General features: G+C 60.1%; 19 protein-coding genes. 13 read left to right on the top strand and 6 right to left on the bottom strand.

What is annotated here, in order from left to right:
• Positions 1 to 59: 59 nt before the first annotated feature.
• The gene (locus DI396_RS10120) at positions 60 to 842 is read right to left on the bottom strand and encodes a Crp/Fnr family transcriptional regulator (protein WP_110796105.1); all 783 of its coding nucleotides are present in this window, start codon (positions 840 to 842) and stop codon (positions 60 to 62) included.
• A gap of 266 nt (positions 843 to 1,108) precedes the next feature.
• Between DI396_RS10120 and DI396_RS10115 the strand changes: the two genes are divergently transcribed.
• The 8 genes from DI396_RS10115 to DI396_RS10080 all read left to right on the top strand — a co-directional run bounded on the left by DI396_RS10115 (position 1,109) and on the right by DI396_RS10080 (position 9,265).
• Positions 1,109 to 2,731: a hypothetical protein gene (locus tag DI396_RS10115; RefSeq protein WP_162617205.1), complete on the top strand. Its 1,623-nt coding sequence runs from the start codon at positions 1,109 to 1,111 to the stop codon at positions 2,729 to 2,731.
• A gap of 578 nt (positions 2,732 to 3,309) precedes the next feature.
• Entirely contained in the window at positions 3,310 to 5,109 is a 1,800-nt protein-coding gene (gene thiC / locus DI396_RS10110; RefSeq protein ID WP_110796103.1) for a phosphomethylpyrimidine synthase ThiC, read from the top strand.
• Positions 5,106 to 6,041, top strand: coding sequence for an FAD-dependent oxidoreductase (locus DI396_RS10105; RefSeq protein ID WP_110796102.1), 936 nt, complete (start codon positions 5,106 to 5,108; stop codon positions 6,039 to 6,041). Before thiC ends, DI396_RS10105 begins: the two co-directional genes overlap by 4 nt.
• Positions 6,031 to 6,228, top strand: a complete 198-nt coding sequence (gene thiS / locus DI396_RS10100; protein ID WP_110796101.1) for a sulfur carrier protein ThiS — start codon at positions 6,031 to 6,033, stop codon at positions 6,226 to 6,228. The genes DI396_RS10105 and thiS overlap by 11 nt, the downstream gene beginning before the upstream one ends.
• A gap of 1 nt (position 6,229) precedes the next feature.
• Positions 6,230 to 6,991: a thiazole synthase gene (locus DI396_RS10095; protein ID WP_110796100.1), complete on the top strand. Its 762-nt coding sequence runs from the start codon at positions 6,230 to 6,232 to the stop codon at positions 6,989 to 6,991.
• A 2-nt stretch (positions 6,992 to 6,993) separates the two neighbouring features.
• Entirely contained in the window at positions 6,994 to 7,596 is a 603-nt protein-coding gene (locus DI396_RS10090) for a thiamine phosphate synthase (RefSeq protein WP_110796274.1), read from the top strand.
• On the top strand, positions 7,593 to 8,507 hold the full coding sequence (locus DI396_RS10085) for a HesA/MoeB/ThiF family protein (RefSeq protein WP_110796099.1): 915 nt from the start codon (positions 7,593 to 7,595) through the stop codon (positions 8,505 to 8,507). Before DI396_RS10090 ends, DI396_RS10085 begins: the two co-directional genes overlap by 4 nt.
• On the top strand, positions 8,504 to 9,265 hold the full coding sequence (locus DI396_RS10080) for a hydroxymethylpyrimidine/phosphomethylpyrimidine kinase (protein ID WP_110796098.1): 762 nt from the start codon (positions 8,504 to 8,506) through the stop codon (positions 9,263 to 9,265). Before DI396_RS10085 ends, DI396_RS10080 begins: the two co-directional genes overlap by 4 nt.
• A 543-nt stretch (positions 9,266 to 9,808) precedes the next feature.
• Here the strand turns inward: DI396_RS10080 and DI396_RS10075 are convergent.
• The 5 genes from DI396_RS10075 to DI396_RS10055 all read right to left on the bottom strand — a co-directional run bounded on the left by DI396_RS10075 (position 9,809) and on the right by DI396_RS10055 (position 11,688).
• Positions 9,809 to 10,135 (bottom strand): DUF6522 family protein, encoded by a 327-nt coding sequence (locus DI396_RS10075; protein WP_204362834.1) that lies wholly within the window; start codon positions 10,133 to 10,135, stop codon positions 9,809 to 9,811.
• Between the two features lie 2 nt (positions 10,136 to 10,137).
• On the bottom strand, positions 10,138 to 10,365 hold the full coding sequence (locus DI396_RS10070) for a hexameric tyrosine-coordinated heme protein (RefSeq protein ID WP_110796273.1): 228 nt from the start codon (positions 10,363 to 10,365) through the stop codon (positions 10,138 to 10,140).
• Positions 10,313 to 10,654, bottom strand: a complete 342-nt coding sequence (gene ccoS / locus DI396_RS16880) for a cbb3-type cytochrome oxidase assembly protein CcoS (RefSeq protein ID WP_328588342.1) — start codon at positions 10,652 to 10,654, stop codon at positions 10,313 to 10,315. The genes DI396_RS10070 and ccoS overlap by 53 nt, the downstream gene beginning before the upstream one ends.
• Positions 10,558 to 11,163: a DUF2189 domain-containing protein gene (locus DI396_RS16720; RefSeq protein WP_110796097.1), complete on the bottom strand. Its 606-nt coding sequence runs from the start codon at positions 11,161 to 11,163 to the stop codon at positions 10,558 to 10,560. The genes ccoS and DI396_RS16720 overlap by 97 nt, the downstream gene beginning before the upstream one ends.
• A 108-nt stretch (positions 11,164 to 11,271) precedes the next feature.
• Complete coding sequence (locus DI396_RS10055) at positions 11,272 to 11,688, bottom strand: RrF2 family transcriptional regulator (RefSeq protein ID WP_110796096.1); 417 nt, start codon at positions 11,686 to 11,688, stop codon at positions 11,272 to 11,274.
• Positions 11,689 to 11,774: 86 nt separating this feature from the next.
• Here DI396_RS10055 and DI396_RS10050 point away from each other — a divergent pair, with 86 nt between their 5' ends.
• From DI396_RS10050 to DI396_RS10025, 5 genes are all read left to right on the top strand, one after another.
• On the top strand, positions 11,775 to 12,218 hold the full coding sequence (locus DI396_RS10050) for a group III truncated hemoglobin (RefSeq protein ID WP_110796095.1): 444 nt from the start codon (positions 11,775 to 11,777) through the stop codon (positions 12,216 to 12,218).
• Positions 12,219 to 12,233: 15 nt separating this feature from the next.
• Positions 12,234 to 12,719, top strand: coding sequence for a hemerythrin domain-containing protein (locus DI396_RS10045; RefSeq protein WP_110796094.1), 486 nt, complete (start codon positions 12,234 to 12,236; stop codon positions 12,717 to 12,719).
• A 213-nt stretch (positions 12,720 to 12,932) separates the two neighbouring features.
• Entirely contained in the window at positions 12,933 to 13,643 is a 711-nt protein-coding gene (locus DI396_RS10035) for a 5-formyltetrahydrofolate cyclo-ligase (protein ID WP_110796093.1), read from the top strand.
• A 609-nt stretch (positions 13,644 to 14,252) separates the two neighbouring features.
• Positions 14,253 to 15,923 carry a thiol reductant ABC exporter subunit CydD gene (gene cydD, locus DI396_RS10030; RefSeq protein ID WP_235851821.1) on the top strand — a complete coding sequence of 557 codons (1,671 nt, stop codon included), beginning with the start codon at positions 14,253 to 14,255 and terminating at the stop codon, positions 15,921 to 15,923.
• On the top strand, positions 15,920 to 17,563 hold the full coding sequence (locus DI396_RS10025; RefSeq protein WP_110796092.1) for an amino acid ABC transporter ATP-binding/permease protein: 1,644 nt from the start codon (positions 15,920 to 15,922) through the stop codon (positions 17,561 to 17,563). Before cydD ends, DI396_RS10025 begins: the two co-directional genes overlap by 4 nt.
• The last annotated feature ends 102 nt before the right edge of the window (positions 17,564 to 17,665 follow it).

The raw sequence follows: 17,665 nt of genomic DNA, 5'->3' as shown, positions 1-17,665 counted from the left end.
CGGCCCCGCGTAATTTTGGGCGTGTGTGCCGGCGTTTGTCTTCGCGCCGTCACGTGAGATCAGAGATCGGCATGAAGGGGCAGGGGCGTGGCATCGCGCCCAGCGTTGCCGATAAGTTTGTATTTTTCGTGTGACTTTAGATCAATCAGGCCTCTGCGCTTGAGATCGCTGAATGCACGGCAGACGCTTTCCATCGACAACCCGATGTGATCGCCGATATCGCGCCGACACATGGGGAGCACGATATGTCCGCCACCCGATCGTGTCGCGGCAAACTCTTCAAGAAACCGATACAAACGCTCGGGGCCCTTGGTGCTGACCAGAGTGAGCATCTGACGTTCGCGGCGTGCTAGCAGTCCACCCATGAGCGTTCTCATTTCCAGTCTCAGAGAAATATTGACAGCGAGTTCCTGTTCAAGGGTTAGGCGCGGTATCGATTTCACAATGACATGGTCGACGGCCTCTGCCGTAAAATGCCAACGGTCTATATCCGAAACGCCCACAAAATCGCCCTTTTTGGGGAAGGCGAAAATTTGACGGCGGCCCTCGGAGTCGACGGTACAGCAACGTATCGTGCCCGAGACCACAAGATAAATTGCATCCGCCGGATCCCCATGCAGTAAAACGGTGCTGCCAGGTTGGAAATGCTGTTCAAATGAAGCGTTCCGGAACAAGGTTAGCAGTTCCGTATCGTCATTATCGCGCAACGTCTGGGTTTGTTTTGCGGCCTTTGGTCCGGTCGCGTAGGCAGAGGCGCCTGCGCCGGACGGTGCAAGCTTTGGCCGTAGGGGGGGCCGATTTGCCGTCGAAGCATATGGCAGAAATGCAGTCATATCTTTCATGGGGTGCGCTCCTGTCTGATGTATTGCCGGTCAATGCATGGCTCGTTCTGGAGCGATACTCTGCTCATGGCTGCGGCGCGCCTGCGGTTTGGTTCTGGCGCGACTTGCATGCAGATGTTAAGCAAGAGAAACAGCATCATGCTTCTGCTGTGCCAGTATAAACCGCTTGGAAGTTGCATGAAGTGACTCACAGTGAGTCCAAGAGTCCAAAGGTTAGGGGTACCAGACGCCAAGGTGGTCGAGCACACAACAATAGGGGGTGGTTTTTGAACCTGCAACTTGCGTCATCATTGCCCCACGATCTGGTGCGGGCACAACTTGTCCGCATCGTCAACAGCCGGCAATTCCGAAACGCCCCCCGTTTGTCGCGATTTCTCACCTTTGTCGTGGAGCAATGCCTTGCAGGCCGCTCTGATCAGCTCAAAGGGTATACAATCGGGTTGGAGGTTTTTGATAAGGGCACAGATTTTGACCCTCAAACCGACACGATCGTGCGGGTGCAGGCGCGCGCGCTGCGTCAAAAGCTCGATCAATACTACACTCAGGACGGTGCGGATGACCCTGTGCACATCGTCATCGCCAAGGGCGGGTATCTTCCCGAATTCTATTTGCACTCGGTCAACGGCATGCCGGACGCGGCGCGTGAAACTCCCGCCGGTGGCGAAAATACTCCGATCGTTCCGGCATCTGACAAACCGTCCATCGCAGTTTTGCCATTTGAGTGTATCGGGTTGGGAAGCGATTGCGATTTTTTGGCGCTTGGTCTCACCGAAGGCGTGATCACAGATCTGTCGCGGTTCAAATATTTCTCTGTGTTTTCGCGATCAACGACGCAAGAGGCGAAGAAACAGCAATTGAGCATTGCGCAAATGTTCCGGCGGTTCCGCCCTGATTTTGTTCTGGAAGGAACCTTCCGTTTGCGGAACGAACTCATCGAAACCCGGATCAAGCTAATCGACGCCGCGTCTGAATCGATCATGATGACATATCAAATCGATATGAGGATGGATCCAGACCATGTCTATGACGTGCAAGATGAGGTGTGTGCGCGCATCGCGGCGCGGATTGCCGTGGATGGTCCGATTGGCAATTTTGCCCGTCATGCGCAGGGGGCAAGGCACGCGATCAAATGGGAAACCTACGCATCATTATCGCGGTATTTCGAATACGGTATTCAATTGGACAAGGCCGACCGGGACGAAATCGAGGCGGGTTTGAAACATGCTGTGGCTGCGGATCCATCCTCGGCAGAAGCCCATGCAGCGCTTGCGATGATCGAAGTCGAGCATTACCGGACCATGTCGGAGGAGGTCGGCGATCAGAAACGACTTGATCTGGCCCTGCGTCACGCCCTACGCGCGGTGCGGCTCGACCCGCAAAGCGCAATGGCACATCAGTCCTTGGCGCTCGCGTATTTTCATTCCCGACGCTTCATAGATTTTCGGGCGTCGGTGCGGCGGGCATTGGAGCTCAATCCCGGTCATGGGGACATGCTGGCCACCTTTGCTTTGTGTTTCGTCGAACGCGCAGAATGGGACGAAGGCATCCCATTGCTGGAGCGGGCGCTTGCGCTGAACCCCTTGCATCCTGATTGGTATCATATGCCAAAAGCCATGTTCCTGATGATGACGCAGGGCCCTGAAGAAGCGATTGCAGAGTTCACCAAGAGGCCCATGCCCGGTTTTTTTGCATTTCATTTCATTCTCATGTGGTTTCACGTGGAAGCAGGCGACATGGAGGCGGCCAAGCGCGAGAAGGGGCGGCTGCTTGACATCGCGCCCAACGCCGAGCAGTTCTCCCGGAGGTACTTCGACGCAATTTGTCTTTGTGATGAAATCGCCGACCGTGCCATCGCCGCGTTTCAAAAAGTAGATCTGCATATCGTCTAAGCGGGACCGTCATTTTGGCAACCTGGTCTGGCCTGTGGTCTTCTTTAGCAAATCGCTTTTGACGGAGTGCGACGCGCATCCGCTTTGATGTTTGTCTGATCGCAAATTCTAGCGGTATAACTGACCTGTCAGGCCGTTAACCGGCTGCAATCGCACATAAATGTCGTCTGACATGGGTGCCTTCAAGGCCATCGCGGGCCTTCCATATGCATATCTATGGCGGCGGCAGCTGTCGCCACCCCGTGACACCGTGCCTGCGCTGTTGCTGTCCATCGGGTGAATGCATTTATCAGTTGACAGGGTGACCCGATATTTCGTTAATACCCCCACGTCAGGGGAGTCCCGCCGAAGGGACTGAGAGGCTGATTGACGGCGGGGCAAACCCGCCTGAGGTGATGCGACCCTTAGAACCTGACCCAGTTGATGCTGGCGTAGGAAGACCGAAGGGCATTTCCGTACACCTCTATCTCGAGGGCGGTCCTTTCGGGCCGCATGGCCCATATGCGTTTGCACGCGTGGGCGCCGGTCCATGTCTGCTACCCGTTTCACTTGGGTCTCATCGTTACGAGGAGACCGAAATGAACAAGACAATCCCCACAATCACAACAGGTGCCTTGCCTGCATCCCAAAAAATCTATGTCCATGGGCAGACCCATGACTTGCGTGTGCCGCTGCGAGAAATTTCGGTGACCGGAGAGGCGCCGTTGCGGGTTTACGATAGCTCTGGCCCCTATACCGATCCGGCGGCGCATATCGAAATTTCCGAGGGCCTGCCCGATGTGCGCGGCGGCTGGCTTCAGGGGCGCGGTGATGTCGAACAATATGCGGGGCGGGTCGTTACCGATGCTGACAATGGCTTCGCCACCGGCGCGCGGTTGACGCCTGTCTTCCCGCAACATCGTGATCCGCTGCGCGCCGTTGGCACACGGGCTGTCACACAATTGGCCTATGCCAAGGCGGGCGTGATCACCCCGGAAATGGAATTTGTCGCCATCCGTGAAAACGAAGGGCGCATGGAGGCCTATACCCGCGACGGGGATCCGATGGGCGCAGAGTTGCCCGATCTGGTGACGGCAGAGTTCGTGCGCCAAGAGATCGCCGAAGGCCGCGCCATCATTCCTGCCAATATCAACCACCGTGAATTGGAGCCGATGATCATTGGCCGTAATTTCAAGGTCAAGATCAACGCAAATATCGGAAACTCTGCTGTGACCTCCTCAATGGAGAAAGAGGTGGAGAAAATGGTCTGGGCGATCCGCTGGGGCGCGGACACGGTCATGGATTTGTCCACGGGACGGAATATTCACAACATCCGTGATTGGATCATCCGGAACGCGCCGGTTCCCATCGGCACCGTGCCGCTCTATCAGGCCTTGGAAAAGGTCGATGGCATTGCCGAAGATCTCACATGGGAAGTGTTCCGCGACACGTTGATTGAACAGGCCGAACAGGGCGTCGATTATTTCACCATCCACGCCGGTGTGCGGCTGCATATGATCCCGATGACGGCCAAACGCGTGACCGGTATCGTGTCGCGCGGCGGGTCGATCATGGCGAAGTGGTGTTTGCATCATCACCGCGAAAGCTTCCTCTATGAGCATTTCGAAGAGATCTGCGACATCTGCCGGCGCTATGATGTGAGCTTTTCTCTGGGCGACGGATTGCGCCCCGGTTCTATCGCAGACGCCAATGACGAGGCGCAATTTGCCGAGTTGCGCACGCTTGGCGAGCTTACGAAAATCGCTTGGGCCAAGGATTGCCAGGTGATGATCGAAGGCCCCGGCCATGTGCCCATGCACAAAATCAAGGCCAATATGGACGAACAATTGAAGCACTGTCACGAAGCGCCGTTTTATACACTTGGGCCGCTCACGACCGACATCGCGCCCGGTTACGACCATATCACGTCTGCCATTGGCGCGGCGATGATCGGGTGGTTCGGCACGGCGATGCTATGCTATGTGACGCCCAAGGAGCACCTCGGCCTGCCCGACCGCGACGATGTCAAAACCGGCGTGATCACTTATAAACTTGCCGCCCATGCTGCCGATCTGGCCAAGGGGCACCCCGGTGCACAGCTGCGCGATGATGCCTTGTCACGGGCGCGGTTCGAGTTCCGTTGGGAGGACCAGTTCAACCTTGGCCTCGACCCCGATACCGCGCGGGAAATGCATGATGAAACCATGCCGAAAGAGGCGCATAAGGTGGCGCATTTTTGTTCCATGTGTGGGCCGAAATTCTGTTCCATGCGCATTTCCCACGACATCCGCGCCGAGGCCGAAAAGCGTGAGGGGATGGAGGCTATGGCAGAGAAGTTCCGTGAGGGCGGTGAACTTTACATACCGACAGACGACCCCGCCAAGGAGCCGGCCGAATGATATCGATTCTGGGGTCAGGCGTAACCGGGCTTTGCGCTGCGACCGCCCTGCAGGAGGCGGGGCATACAGTCGAAGTGATCGAACCTCGCGATAGCCCGCCGCCGGCCTCTTGGCTCGCTGGCGGGATGCTCGCGCCGTTTTGCGAAGGCGAAACTGCGCCACAGGTGATCGTCGCGCGCGGCCAAACCGCAGTTGATTGGTGGGCGGCCCATGTCCCCGATGTGGCGCGGCGAGGCACGCTTGTGCTCAGCGCCCCGCGCGATGCGGCTGAGCTGGATCGCTTTGCACGGGCGACGGAGGGGCATGGCTGGGTCGCACCCGATATGCTTGAACCCGCGCTTTCGGGTCGGTTTGCGCGCGGGCTTTTCTATGAGGCCGAGGCGCATCTCGATCCCCGTGCCGCACTCACCGCGTTGCGCGGCGGTCTCTTGACGTCGGGGTGTGTTTTTCGTGAGGGCGCACCGCGCGGACGGGTGATCAATTGCACCGGTATCGCAGCCCGCGCCGCTCTGCGCGACCTGCGCGCGGTGCGCGGCGAGATGCTTGAACTGCATGCGCCGGATGTGGTGCTTTCCCGGACCGTGCGGCTGCTGCATCCGCGGTTTCCGGTCTATATCGTGCCGCGCGGAGCAGGGCGCTACATGGTCGGTGCGACCATGGTCGAAAGCGACGATGCGGAGGGCATTACCGCGCGGGCGGCGATGGAATTACTGTCGGCGGCCTACACCGTTCACCCCGGTTTTGCCGAAGGCGAAGTGATCGCTACGGCGGCGGGGTTGCGACCCGCCTTTGCGGATAATCTGCCTGCACTCCGGCGGGTGGGTGATGTGATCCACATCAATGGCATGTATCGCCACGGGTTTTTGATGGCCCCTGCTCTGGCGCTTGATCTGGTGTCTCTTCTGGCAAAGGAGCCTGCTTATGCACATTGATTTGAACGGCGCATCATATGAGACGGCAGCGCAGACATTGGCAGGTCTCATTGACGAAACCGGTGCGGAGGCGGATGCGGTTGCCACGGCGCTCAACGGGGCGTTCATCCCCCGCGACGCCCGCAGCGAAACACCGCTGATCCAAGGCGCGAAAGTTGAAATTCTTGCGCCGATGCAGGGAGGTTAGAATGTTTTATGACAGAGATATCAAAAACCGTCTGATGCTCGGGACTGCGCAATATCCTTCGCCCGAGGTGTTGCGCGCCGCGATCGCCGCCTCGGATGTTGAGGTCATCACCGTCTCGCTGCGCCGCGAGGGAAGCGGGGGCGCGGGGTTTCGCGACATCCTTCGTCAGAGCGGTTGCCGGATTTTGCCCAACACCGCCGGATGCCACACCGCGCGCGAGGCCGTGACCACCGCTCATATGGCGCGCGAACTGTTTGGCACCAACTGGATCAAGCTCGAAGTCATCGGGCATGCAGATACGTTGCAACCTGATCCCTTCGGGCTTGTCGAAGCCGCGCGCATCCTATGTGCGGACGGGTTCGAGGTGTTTCCCTATACCACCGAGGATCTGATCGTCGGTGAGAAATTAGTCGAGGCCGGGTGCCGGGTGCTGATGCCATGGGGCGCGCCGATCGGTTCGGGGCAGGGGCTGCGCAACATTGGGGGGCTGCGGGCCATGCGGGCGCATTTTCCAAAGGTGCCGTTGATCGTCGATGCGGGGATCGGGGCCCCGTCGCAGGCGATGCTGGCGATGGAATTGGGCTTTGACGGCGTGCTGTTGAACACCGCTGTGGCCAAGGCGCGCGATCCGGTCGCCATGGCGCGGGCCTTTGCGCAGGCGGTCACCGCAGGTTTGGATGCCTATCGCGCCGGCCTCATGCCGGCACGCGATATGGCACAGGCGTCAACGCCAGTGTTTGGCATGGCGGAGTTGCTGGCATGAAAATCGATCCCTTTTACTTGATTGTCGGTCATGTCAGTCAAATCGAATTGCTGGTCCCCCAAGGCGTACGCCTTGTGCAGCTCAGGATCAAAGACCAGCCCGATCAGGAAATTCGCCGTCAAATCCGCCGCGCCCGTGATTTTTGCGCCGTGCATCGCACAAGGCTCGTGATCAACGATCATTGGCAGGCGGCCCTCGATCTCAACTGTGCCCATGTGCATCTGGGGCAGGAGGATATGGACCGCGCGGATTTCGTCGCGCTGCGCCGTGCCGGTGTCTCTTTTGGCCTCTCGACCCACGACGAGGCCGAGTTGGAGCGCGCCTTGTCATTCGATCCGGCCTATGTCGCTCTTGGTCCCGTCTATCCCACACGCCTCAAAAAAATGGCATGGGCGCCACAGGGGCTTGATCGTGTGCGCGCGTGGAAAAAGGCCGTCGGACAAACCCCGTTGGTTGGTATCGGCGGGCTGACGCCGGAACGCCTGCCGGCGCTGTTTGACGCGGGAGCCGACAGCGCCGCCGTGGTGACCGATATTGCAACTGCGGCCGATCCTGAACGGCGCTGCGGCGAATGGATCACGGCCACGCGAGGCCACCTGTCATGAGCCGCTATGCCCGGCAGATGTGCCTTCCACAGATCGGATCGGCCGGTCAGGCCCGCCTTGCCAAATCGCGCGTTGCGGTTGTCGGCGCAGGCGGACTTGGGGCGACAGTATTGCCGCAAATCGTGGGGGCGGGGGTTGGATTTATCCGCATTCTCGACCCCGATATTGTGGAAGAAAGCAACCTTCACCGTCAGACCCTCTACCGTATGGCGGACTTGGGGCGGCCAAAGGTCGAAGTGGCTGCGGAAACGCTGACCGGGCTCAACCCTGATTGCACTTTGGAGCCGCACCGCGGCCGGCTCGATCCTGCCTCTGTGCACGGGTGGCTGACGGATGTGGATCTGGTCGTGGATGCGGCCGACAGTTTCGCAACCAGCTATGCGCTATCGGATTTTTGCCGACAGGGCGGCGTGCCGTTGATCAGCGCCTCCGCGCAGGCGCAGCAAGGCTATGTGGGCGGATTTTGCGGCGGTGCGCCGAGCCTGCGCGCGGTGTTCCCCGATTTGCCCGCCGTGATGGGGAACTGTGCGGACACCGGCGTGATGGGACCGGTCGTCGCCAGCGTTGCGGGGCTACAAGCGCAGATGACGCTGGCGGTTTTGCTGAACTTGATGCCCTCGCCGCTCGGTCAATTGCTTTCGCTGGATCTGTCGAAATGGCATGTGAGCGGGTTTCGCTTCGACGGGGCGCCGGAGCCGGACCGCGCGGTGCCTGATATATTATCCTCGACGCAGATCATCGCGCAAGATTTGGTGGTTGACCTGCGCAGCGCAGCGCCGCCGGTGCCCAAACCGGCACCGGACCAACGTGTGGTGTTCATTTGCAATTCCGGGCTGCGTGCTTGGCGAGCGGCGAAGGCGCTTGAGGCGCAGGGTCACGCTCGCGTTGCCATTATCGGGATGGGCGAATGAGAGAGGCGGTACTGGCGATCGGCGGTGTGGATTCAAGTGGCGGGGCAGGGGTGCTCCGCGACAGCGCCACGGTTGGCGCGCTTGGCGGGGTCGCGCGTGTTGCCGTCACCGCCGTAACAGCCCAGAACGATCATGCCGTGAGCGCCGTACATGTGATGCCGGCCGATGTTGTGGTGGATCAAATTGAAATGGCCGGTTCGGTGGGCGCGGTCAAAATCGGCATGCTGGCCACGGCAGCGATCGTTGGGGCTGTCGCCACCGCCTTGCCTCGCGCGCCTTGCGTGCTCGACCCGGTTCTGATGTCCAGCTCCGGACATATGTTGCTTGACGATCTTGGGCTTTCGGCCTTGCTGGAACGGCTTTTGCCAAAAGTTGACCTGCTGACGCCGAATGTGCCGGAATTGACAGCGCTGGCCCGACGTTTCGGGCGCGCGGATGAGGATCATCACGTCTGTGCCGCATTGCTGTTGCAAAAGGGATGCCGTGCGGTTCTGGTCAAAGGGGGGCATGCAGAGGGCAAAGCCAGCGAGGATCATCTCTATCTCCCGGACAGGCCGCGTGTGACGTTCACAGCGCCCCGGATCGACGCGACGCTCAGAGGAACCGGCTGCCGGTTGGCCAGTGCCATTGCCCTCCATCTGGCAAATGGAGACAGCCTTGATCATGCGGTTGGCGCAGCAAAAAACCATGTGCATAAAGAGCTGACATTGGCCCGTGATATGGCGTCCGCGTCGATGGTTGGCGCTCCGCATGGCTGATTGCTCTGCATTGGTGATCTCTCAAGGAAAACCTTAGGCCGCAGATATTGCGTCTGCTTCAGTGGACTGCCGGTGCGGGCATCTCTCGAGAATGCGCCGTTGGCAGCACTGCGCGAGACCCGCCAGAACGTCTGCACATGGCTGCTCTATGGTCGCAGGTGCAGGCCATACGCATGGTTGGCGGTCTCGGCACGATGGGGTTTTCAAGGACAAGAGGATCGTAGGTGGCGCTCCGAAGCGCGGCGCCAAGGGTCGCTCGTGCGGCCGGACAATTGTGAGGCAAAGCCGCTTTGTTCTCACGGTTCTCCTGACAGTCATGCTAGAGTGATCCTATAGGTGTTTAAAGGTGTCGTCTCTCAATATTGCAAGAGCCACCGCTGTCCTTGTCTGCTTTTGAACAAGGGTGCAAAGCCGCCGAGGCAGGGGCGCAAAACCGGCGCGCCGCGAACATGAGGTCTCTTTTCGGTCGCCGCATGCATCATATGCTTAGATGATTGTCTTTTCGTGATGCCAGATCCATCCAGAGGCGTAGAACCGGCGCAGTCAGGTTTTCTTGCCTCCCGTCGGCGCGGGTTTGTGCGATCTGGCGATAGGCGGTGGTCCTGTGGCAGCACCCGTAGGGCCGACCGGAAAACTGCTTTTGCTCAATACCTTGCCATGCGCGTCCACAACCAACCGCAGGGCGCGGCCTTGGTGGCGAAATGTCAATCGCCATCGGCCCGCATCCTCGTCTTCGCCGGCTTCGCATAAAGAACCGATTTGCCCGCTTTGCATCCGGATGCGTGTTTCTTCCAGGGGCAGATTAAACGCCGCAGACAGCAGCTGCGCATCCACGATAAATTGGTCCCCGTGTCTTTCGACCTCGGCCATGTCTAGTCCCGCCAGAAATCATTTGCTGCAGATACGGTGGCGAAATGGGGTGCGACCACCTGACTCACCGCGATCAGGGCATCGGGGTTTTCAGCGTAAGACGGGCGCAACCGGTCCCGCACTCCGGTATCGGGTTGGGTCTGCTTTACAGTGACCCGTGCGAGTTTGACGGCGAGATCATAGCCCTCCTCGCGCGTCGCAGTTTGTAGTGTCGGTCGCCAGTGTGTCATGTTTCTCTCCTTCCGGTTCAGGTCGGTTGTCAGGTGGAATAATACGCCATGCGGCGCCATCCGGGTCGTCGAATTGCCCGTTTCGCAGCGCCCAGATAAAGGCGCAAAGCCCCAGCAGGCCGAGGCCGATAGACAGCGGTATGAGCAACAGCAAGCTTATTGTTCGTCCCCTGCAATTGTTTGATACGCATGCTATGTGCCGTGACCAAGAACCGGAAACAGCACGACCAACCCAAGAAGGCCGGTTGCGGCGGACACTCCTAATCCGGCAGCAACGATTCCGGCCCACGCCATCATCGGGCGCAGGTTCTGGACCGTCATGACAAAGCTGAGCCCCATCGCGGTTCGCGCGTCCGTTTTGCGTGACACCAACATCGGAATGGAAAAGACGCTGATCGCAAAGGCGAAGGCTGCGAACAGCCCGACCACCAGCGTGCCTGTTGCGATCAGCGCCCATCCCCGAGGTGTGGTGAAGGCGTTCAGCAGCGCCTCCGCCGCACCGGGGAAGGGTTTTAGCCCGAATAGCAGCGCATAAAGCAAATCCGCCGCCCTGAGCCAAAATAGAATAAGTAACCCGAGCAGCAATCCTGCATAGGCCAGCTGTCCTACCGATGCCGGTCGAAACAAGAGCATATCGCGCAATGCGACCTGTGGCTTTTGCGTTTGACGGCGGCTTTTCTCGTAAAGCCCGAGTGCCAGAAAGAGGCCGAAAATGAGGAACCCCGAAATCGCCGGCAGAGCCGGATACATCAATGGGCTGACATGGAGCACCCCTGCAAGCCCATCACCCCGTGTCATGCGGTGGCCATGGTCAAGCCGGTCGGGGCCAGCATGACCGACATCAGCAACCCGACACGGCGTTCAAAAACGGTAAGCGTGGTCGTCATCTTGCCTCGCCTTTCTACATTATGCTGCCGCCCGTCGCGGCAGGGCGACATCCAGAAGCGTCGAGCCATTCAGATCCGCGATGAAGCGGTTCTCAGCTTGCCGCAAACGCGACTTTAGGCGGCAGCACCCATCTATGGTGCAATCCCCGCCTTTCGGTCCGAAACATTCGACCAAGGATTGCCCTTGTTCGAGCAGCCGCACGACATCACCAAGCCGGATTTCGGCCGGGGTTCGCCGAAGCAACGCCCCGCCATTCACGCCGCGCCGTGTCTCGACGATGCCGCCCTGTGCAAGGCGCTGCATGATCTTCGTCAGGTGATTGCGCGAAAGCTGGAACTCTTCGGCCAGGTCGGCCGTCGAGAAAGCTTGATCGGGGGCGCTGGCCATTCGCATCAACATTCGAAGCCCATAATCGGTGAAGGAGGTGAGATTCATGTCTTTTCGCGCCCTCTAAATTGGTATTTACAATACCCATTTAACAGATGTAGCATGAGAGACAAGTTCAAAGTTTTGAAGATTCCATGAGATCCACCGATTCACAGCCCCTGTCCGCACGTCCGGAAGTCACCGCCAGAATTACCGCGCAGACGGGGCTGGACGAGGAAAAACTGACCGAATTGGTTCATCGATTCTATGGCAAGGTGCGCGCGGATCCGCTTCTTGGTCCGATCTTCGCCGCCCGCATTTCGGATTGGTCCCCGCATCTGGAGCGTATGGTGGCCTTCTGGTCGTCTGTGGCGTTGATGACCGGCCGGTATCATGGCGCGCCGGTGCCCGCGCATGCCGGTCTGCCCGTGGAGTGGCGGCATTTCGAGCATTGGTTGATCCTGTTCCGGGAGACTGCGACAGAAATCTGCACGCCCGAAGGAGCGGCGCATGTTATCGCGCGGGCCGAGCGGATTGCGCGGTCTTTGCATATTGCCGTCGAAGATGCACAGCCCCGAACAGTTCCCTCGCTGCTCTGATTAAAGGAGACGGACATGACGAAGCCACCGCCGCCGCCAGACCCCGCAGGCCTTACCCGTCACATTGAGGCGGAATATCACGCGAAACATCGCGCCCAGTTGCCGCAGTTGGCGGCGCTGTCGGAAAAGGTGGAGGCCGTTCATGCGGGCCAAACGGATGTCCCCGCCGGATTGGCCGAAGTGCTGCGCCGCATGATCGGTGTGTTGGAAGTGCATATGAAAAAGGAAGAGCTGATCCTCTTTCCAGCCATACGCAATGCAGCGGCCCGGTTGGATGCGCCGATTGCAGCGATGCGTGCAGACCATGATGACCACCAAGCAGAGATCGCACAGATCAGGCGTTTGACCAACGGGCTGACCTTGCCCGACGGGGCCTGCCGGAGCTGGACACGGCTCTATTCCGAGGTTGACGAATTCCTTGACGATCTTGGCGAACATATCCGGTTGGAAAACGATGTGTTGTTCCCGCAATTCGAAACGCCGGGCACCGGCCATGTCTGAGCGTCACTTTCCCAAACCCGCCCGCGAGCTTCTCGATCGGCGTCATGTTTTGGCGCCGGATGCCGAAGACGCCTTTCGCGGCTTTTCCAAGGCGGTGGATACGCAAGGTATCGGTGAGGCCAGCCGACGGTTCCGCGACCGAACTGGCATAGGACGCCTCACAGGCAGAGCACCACCTCATCGGCACGACTTCAAAGGAGGCCGAGCACTCCCATGAATGACAAATTCGATCGCTTTCGATGCCGCAGCGGATTTTCCTCACCGCCCTGCTATGCCGCCTGGATCGCACCGGATTACTTTGATCCGCTGGGCGTCGATCCTGAGCAGGCGCGCGATGTGGCCCGTTGGCGCAAGGCCGAGCGCAGCCGCCTATGTGCCCAGCGTCAGGCGCTGTCTGCCAAGGCGCGCGTAGATCATGCCGACGCGATTGCGGGGCATCTGCGGCAGGTATTGAACGACGGGTTCGAAGGCGCGCGGGGGATGGTGCTTGCGGCCTATTGGCCGATGAACGGCGAGCCGGATCTGCGCCCATTTATGGCGGAGCTGCACGCCTGCGGCGTTCGCATTGTTTTGCCTGTGGTCGAGGCCAAGGCCGCGCCGCTGACCTTCCGCCACTGGACGCCCGAAACCCGCATGGGACGCGACCGTTTGAATATTCCTGTTCCGCCGTTGGATGCCCCTGCGGTCTCGCTCGATATCGTGCTTGCGCCCTTGGTGGGTTGGACGGCGGAGTGCGATCGTTTGGGCTATGGTGGGGGCTATTTTGACCGGACACTCGCCGCTCTTTCGCCAAAGCCTTTTGTCATTGGCATCGGCATTGAAGCGGCGAAACTCGCAACCATCTACCCGCAACCCTATGATATACCTGCTGATCTTATCCTGACGGAGGCAGCGGTCCATAGTATTCAAGGACCGAAGGCATGATTGGAAAATAAGCGCCGCGCGGCGTTCCGTCCGGCATGATCTGCCACCTGCGAGCAAATTTTCGGGCGTAGCAGCCGCAAGAAGAGCACCGCTAAATCGTGATAATTGGCCTTTTAAATGCGAGGTGGAGGGATGTTTGTGCACCGCAAACCCATCTGGCACTTCATCACGGGATGGCGCGCGGCTGCCACGCCGCCGATGCCCGTTCTGAGCGGTTCGAAGGCACGCCCCTGAGGGCCGCTCGCCCCAAACAGGCGTGGCAATCCTGCGATGGAAAACTCAGTTTGCAGGCCAAGAGGATGAGGTGGCGAATGTGTCGCGATAACACGCTCGTCAAAATCGCCTTCGATCTTTTGGCACGCGAACACGCCCGAGGCAGAACATGGCTTGCACGTGCCGCAGGAGGTTTTCGATGGTCTCGAGATGTTCTACACCTTGAGGCGTGGTCGCAGACATCGGTATGCGGGCGCGGGTTGACTGACTATGTAGGCAAACACCGGAACCTGCATGAAACAGGTGTTTAGGGCCCGAAGGCTGCCGCAAACGGCGGCACTTGATCCATGCCGGGTCAATGCGCCGGATTTTGGAAATAAACTGTAAGGCGCGCCCGTGACCGACGACCAACAGAGCAATGCAAAAACGGATCATGCGCGCGCCTCGGGGGGAATGTCATTGATGGCACCCGGGGCCGCGATGCAGCGCCGCGCCAGTCGGCTGTCGGTTCTGGCGGCGGTGCTTTGGCCGCTGCAGGCCGCCTTGGTGGCCTATGCTCTTGGCGGGCTGTTGGCGGGGGTGCCGATACCGGCGGTGCCCGTGGCTCTGGCCTATGTCGCGCTTGGAGCCGTGCGTAGTTTTTTGACCGTCTTAGGGGATGCGCAATCACAAGCCGCAGCCGAGACGGTGATCCATGCCGCGCGCGGGCATATCGTGTTGGAAGAGGCGCGGCGCGCGGCGGATGGCCCCTTTGGCGGCGCCGGCGGGGTCGCGGCTCTGGCCAGCGAAAAGCTGGATCTGCTGGCCCCCTTCATCACCCGCTATGCGCCGGCGCGGGCGCGCGTGATGGTGATCCCTGCCGTCATTCTTGCCTTGGCCTTTTGGCATTCATGGGCCGTGGGGCTTGTGCTTGTGATTTCCGGACCGTTGATTCCGGTCTTCATGGCGCTTGTCGGCATGGCGGCCAAAGAGGCGAGCCAACGACAATTGGTCGAAATCGGTGATTTGAACGACCTGTTGATTGAACGGTTGTCGGCACTTGCCGATATCCGGCTTTTGGGGGCGTCGAAGGTGGTGCGCGACAGGTTCGCCACGCAAGCAAAGGACGTGCAGCGTCGCACCATGGCCGTGCTGCGCGTGGCATTTCTGTCCTCGACAGTGTTGGAGCTGTTTGCCGCGATCGGCGTGGCGATGGTCGCGGTTTATGTTGGGTTTTCTTTGCTCGGTGCGATTGAGTTCGGGGCCTGGGGGGGCCTCACGCCGCAGTCTGGTATCTTTTTGCTGTTGCTGGCGCCGGAGTTTTATCAGCCGTTGCGGGATTTGTCGGCGGCCTGGCACGACAAAGCAGCCGCAGATGCGGTTTTGGAAGAATACAGCACATGGGAGGCGCAAGAGACCACCTGCCTGTTGGGGCGTGGTGGGGCGAGCCTCCCGATGCGCGGCGGCGCCGAAATATCCCTGCGCGGATGTGTGCTGCCGAACGGTGATACCTTGCACAACATCGAGGTGTCCGCCGGTGAAAGCGTTGCATTGATGGGCCCTAGCGGGGCGGGGAAAACCTCGGCGCTTCGGTTGATGGCGGGTCTCATGTCGCCGGACACAGGACAGGTGCGGGTGGCGGGGCAGGGGCTCTCGGCCGACACCGCCGACAGCTGGCGCGCACGGGTGGGGTGGATGCCCCAATCACCGCATTTCCTGAACGCGAGCCTGCGCGAAAATGTGCGGATGGGGCGCGAGGGGGATGTCTCTGAAGCGCTCAAACAGGCGGCCGTGGACGAGGTGGTGGCGCGCCTTCCCCACGGGCTTCATACGCGGCTCGGTGAGACGGGCGGCGGATTGTCGGGCGGCGAAGCGCGTCGTTTGACATTGGCGCGCGCGATCTTCGGGGCGCCTGATGTGATCCTTGCAGATGAACCGACTGCGGATCTGGATGCGGTGACAGCCCATGCCGTGACCGAGGGGCTTTTGGCGCAGGTGGCGCGTGGCGCGACATTGGTTGTGGCGACCCATGATCCGACGCTGGCGGCGCGGATGGATCGGGTCATTGAGGTGGGAGAGGCGCGATGAAAGCATTGTGGCAGATCTTTCGGCGCATTTTACGCGAACAGCGCGTGTCCTTGATCCGGGGGGCTTTCCTTGGATTTGTCGTGCTTGCGATGGGCGCTGCGCTTCTGGGGCTGTCGGGCTGGTTTATAACGGCGGCCGCGGCGGCTGGATTGGCAGGAACGGGGGCGATTTTTGACGTTTTCCGTCCCTCGGCGATGGTGCGGTTTCTGGCGCTTGGGCGTGCGGCGGCACGATATGGCGAAAGAGTGCTGACCCATGATGCGACATTGCGCGCCCTGCAATCGCTGCGCTTGCAGTTGATGGAGGGGCTTATGGCGGCCCCCTATCACCGGATTACCCGGCTGCGCGGTGCGCAGGCGCTCAACCGGTTGACTGCAGATGTTGATGCGTTGGACGGGGTTTCATTGCGTTTGGTTTTACCGGTTCTGGCGGGGGTGTCGGGGCAGGTTGTGGCGTTCTTCGTACTTTGGTGGTTGGTTGGACTGCCGATGGCCGCGTGGATTTTCATCGGGTTCGTCGCCGGATCCGGGGTGACTTTCTGGCGAACCGCACGCAAGACGGTGCCTTTGTCACGTAGGGCCGAAGCCGCAGGGCAGGCTCTGCGCGCGCGGTTGATTGACCTGATCAGGGCGCGGCGTGACTTGGCGGTCTATGGTCGCCTGCAAGATCAGGTTGAAACGACATTGGAGGCCGAAAATCGGCGGCTTGCCCTGCGCCGGCAACAGGACAGGGCAGAGCGCCGCGCAGGCGGCGCGTTACAGATGCTCGGCGTGTTGGTGTCTGCGGGGGCATTGGGTCTGGGTCTTTCGATGGCGCAATCGGGGACCCTCGCGCCGTCTTTTGCCGCACTCGCGTTTTTTACCACATTGTCATTGGCGGAAACCATCGCGCCGTTGCGCAGGGCGGCAAGCGATCTTGGCCGGATGACAGAAGCGGCGCGGCGGGTGGCGCGTGATGTTGCGGTGCCGCCGCCGATGTTGCAGGGCACCGCGATGATGCATGGTGGCCCTCTGCGGATCCAGTCGGTTACGTTAAATCGCGGGGTTTCGGCGGTCCCGATGATCGAACACCTGAGCCTTGCCGTGATGCCGGGAGAAACCGTTGCGTTGACGGGGCCCAGCGGTGTGGGAAAATCAACGCTTCTGCTGGCGGTTGCGGGGCTGCATCCGGTTGCAAAGGGGCGGATTATGATTGGTGACACCCCCGTCCTTGATTGCGAAGAGGCGGTGTTGCGCAAGGTGGTGACACTTTTGCCGCAACGCAGCGCATTGATGACCGGATCTGTTGCCGATGCGTTGCGACTTGCCGCGCCTGACAGTGATGACGAAACGCTGTGGCAGGTTCTTGAGGCGGTGCAATTGGCGTCGGTGATGCGGGCGCGGCAGGGGTTGGAGACACCGATCGGGGTGCGCGGCGATGCGCTGTCCGGCGGGGAATCCCGCCGTTTGGCCTTGGCGCGTGCGATGTTGCGGCGACCTGCGGTGTTGTTGCTTGACGAGCCGACCGAAGGGTTGGACGACACGACCGCCATGCGCGTGCTCGACGGCGTTCGCGGTTTTTTGCCGCATACGGCCATTCTCATTGCAGCTCATCGCGAGGCAGAGGTAGAGTTCTCTGAGCGGATCGTGCCCCTGATGTAAGATGCATCTGTGATATCAGTTTTGATCCAGATCAAAGATTCCCTACGGCTTTAGGCGCACACATTCTTAAGTTGGAATTCTTGACGGTCCTGAAGTGCCGCG

It is taken from the genome of Litorivita pollutaquae, from assembly GCF_003205515.1.
Classification (GTDB): domain Bacteria; phylum Pseudomonadota; class Alphaproteobacteria; order Rhodobacterales; family Rhodobacteraceae; genus Litorivita; species Litorivita pollutaquae.
Note: the sequence above shows the minus strand (reverse complement) of the source record. Positions and strands in the feature narration are given on the sequence as shown.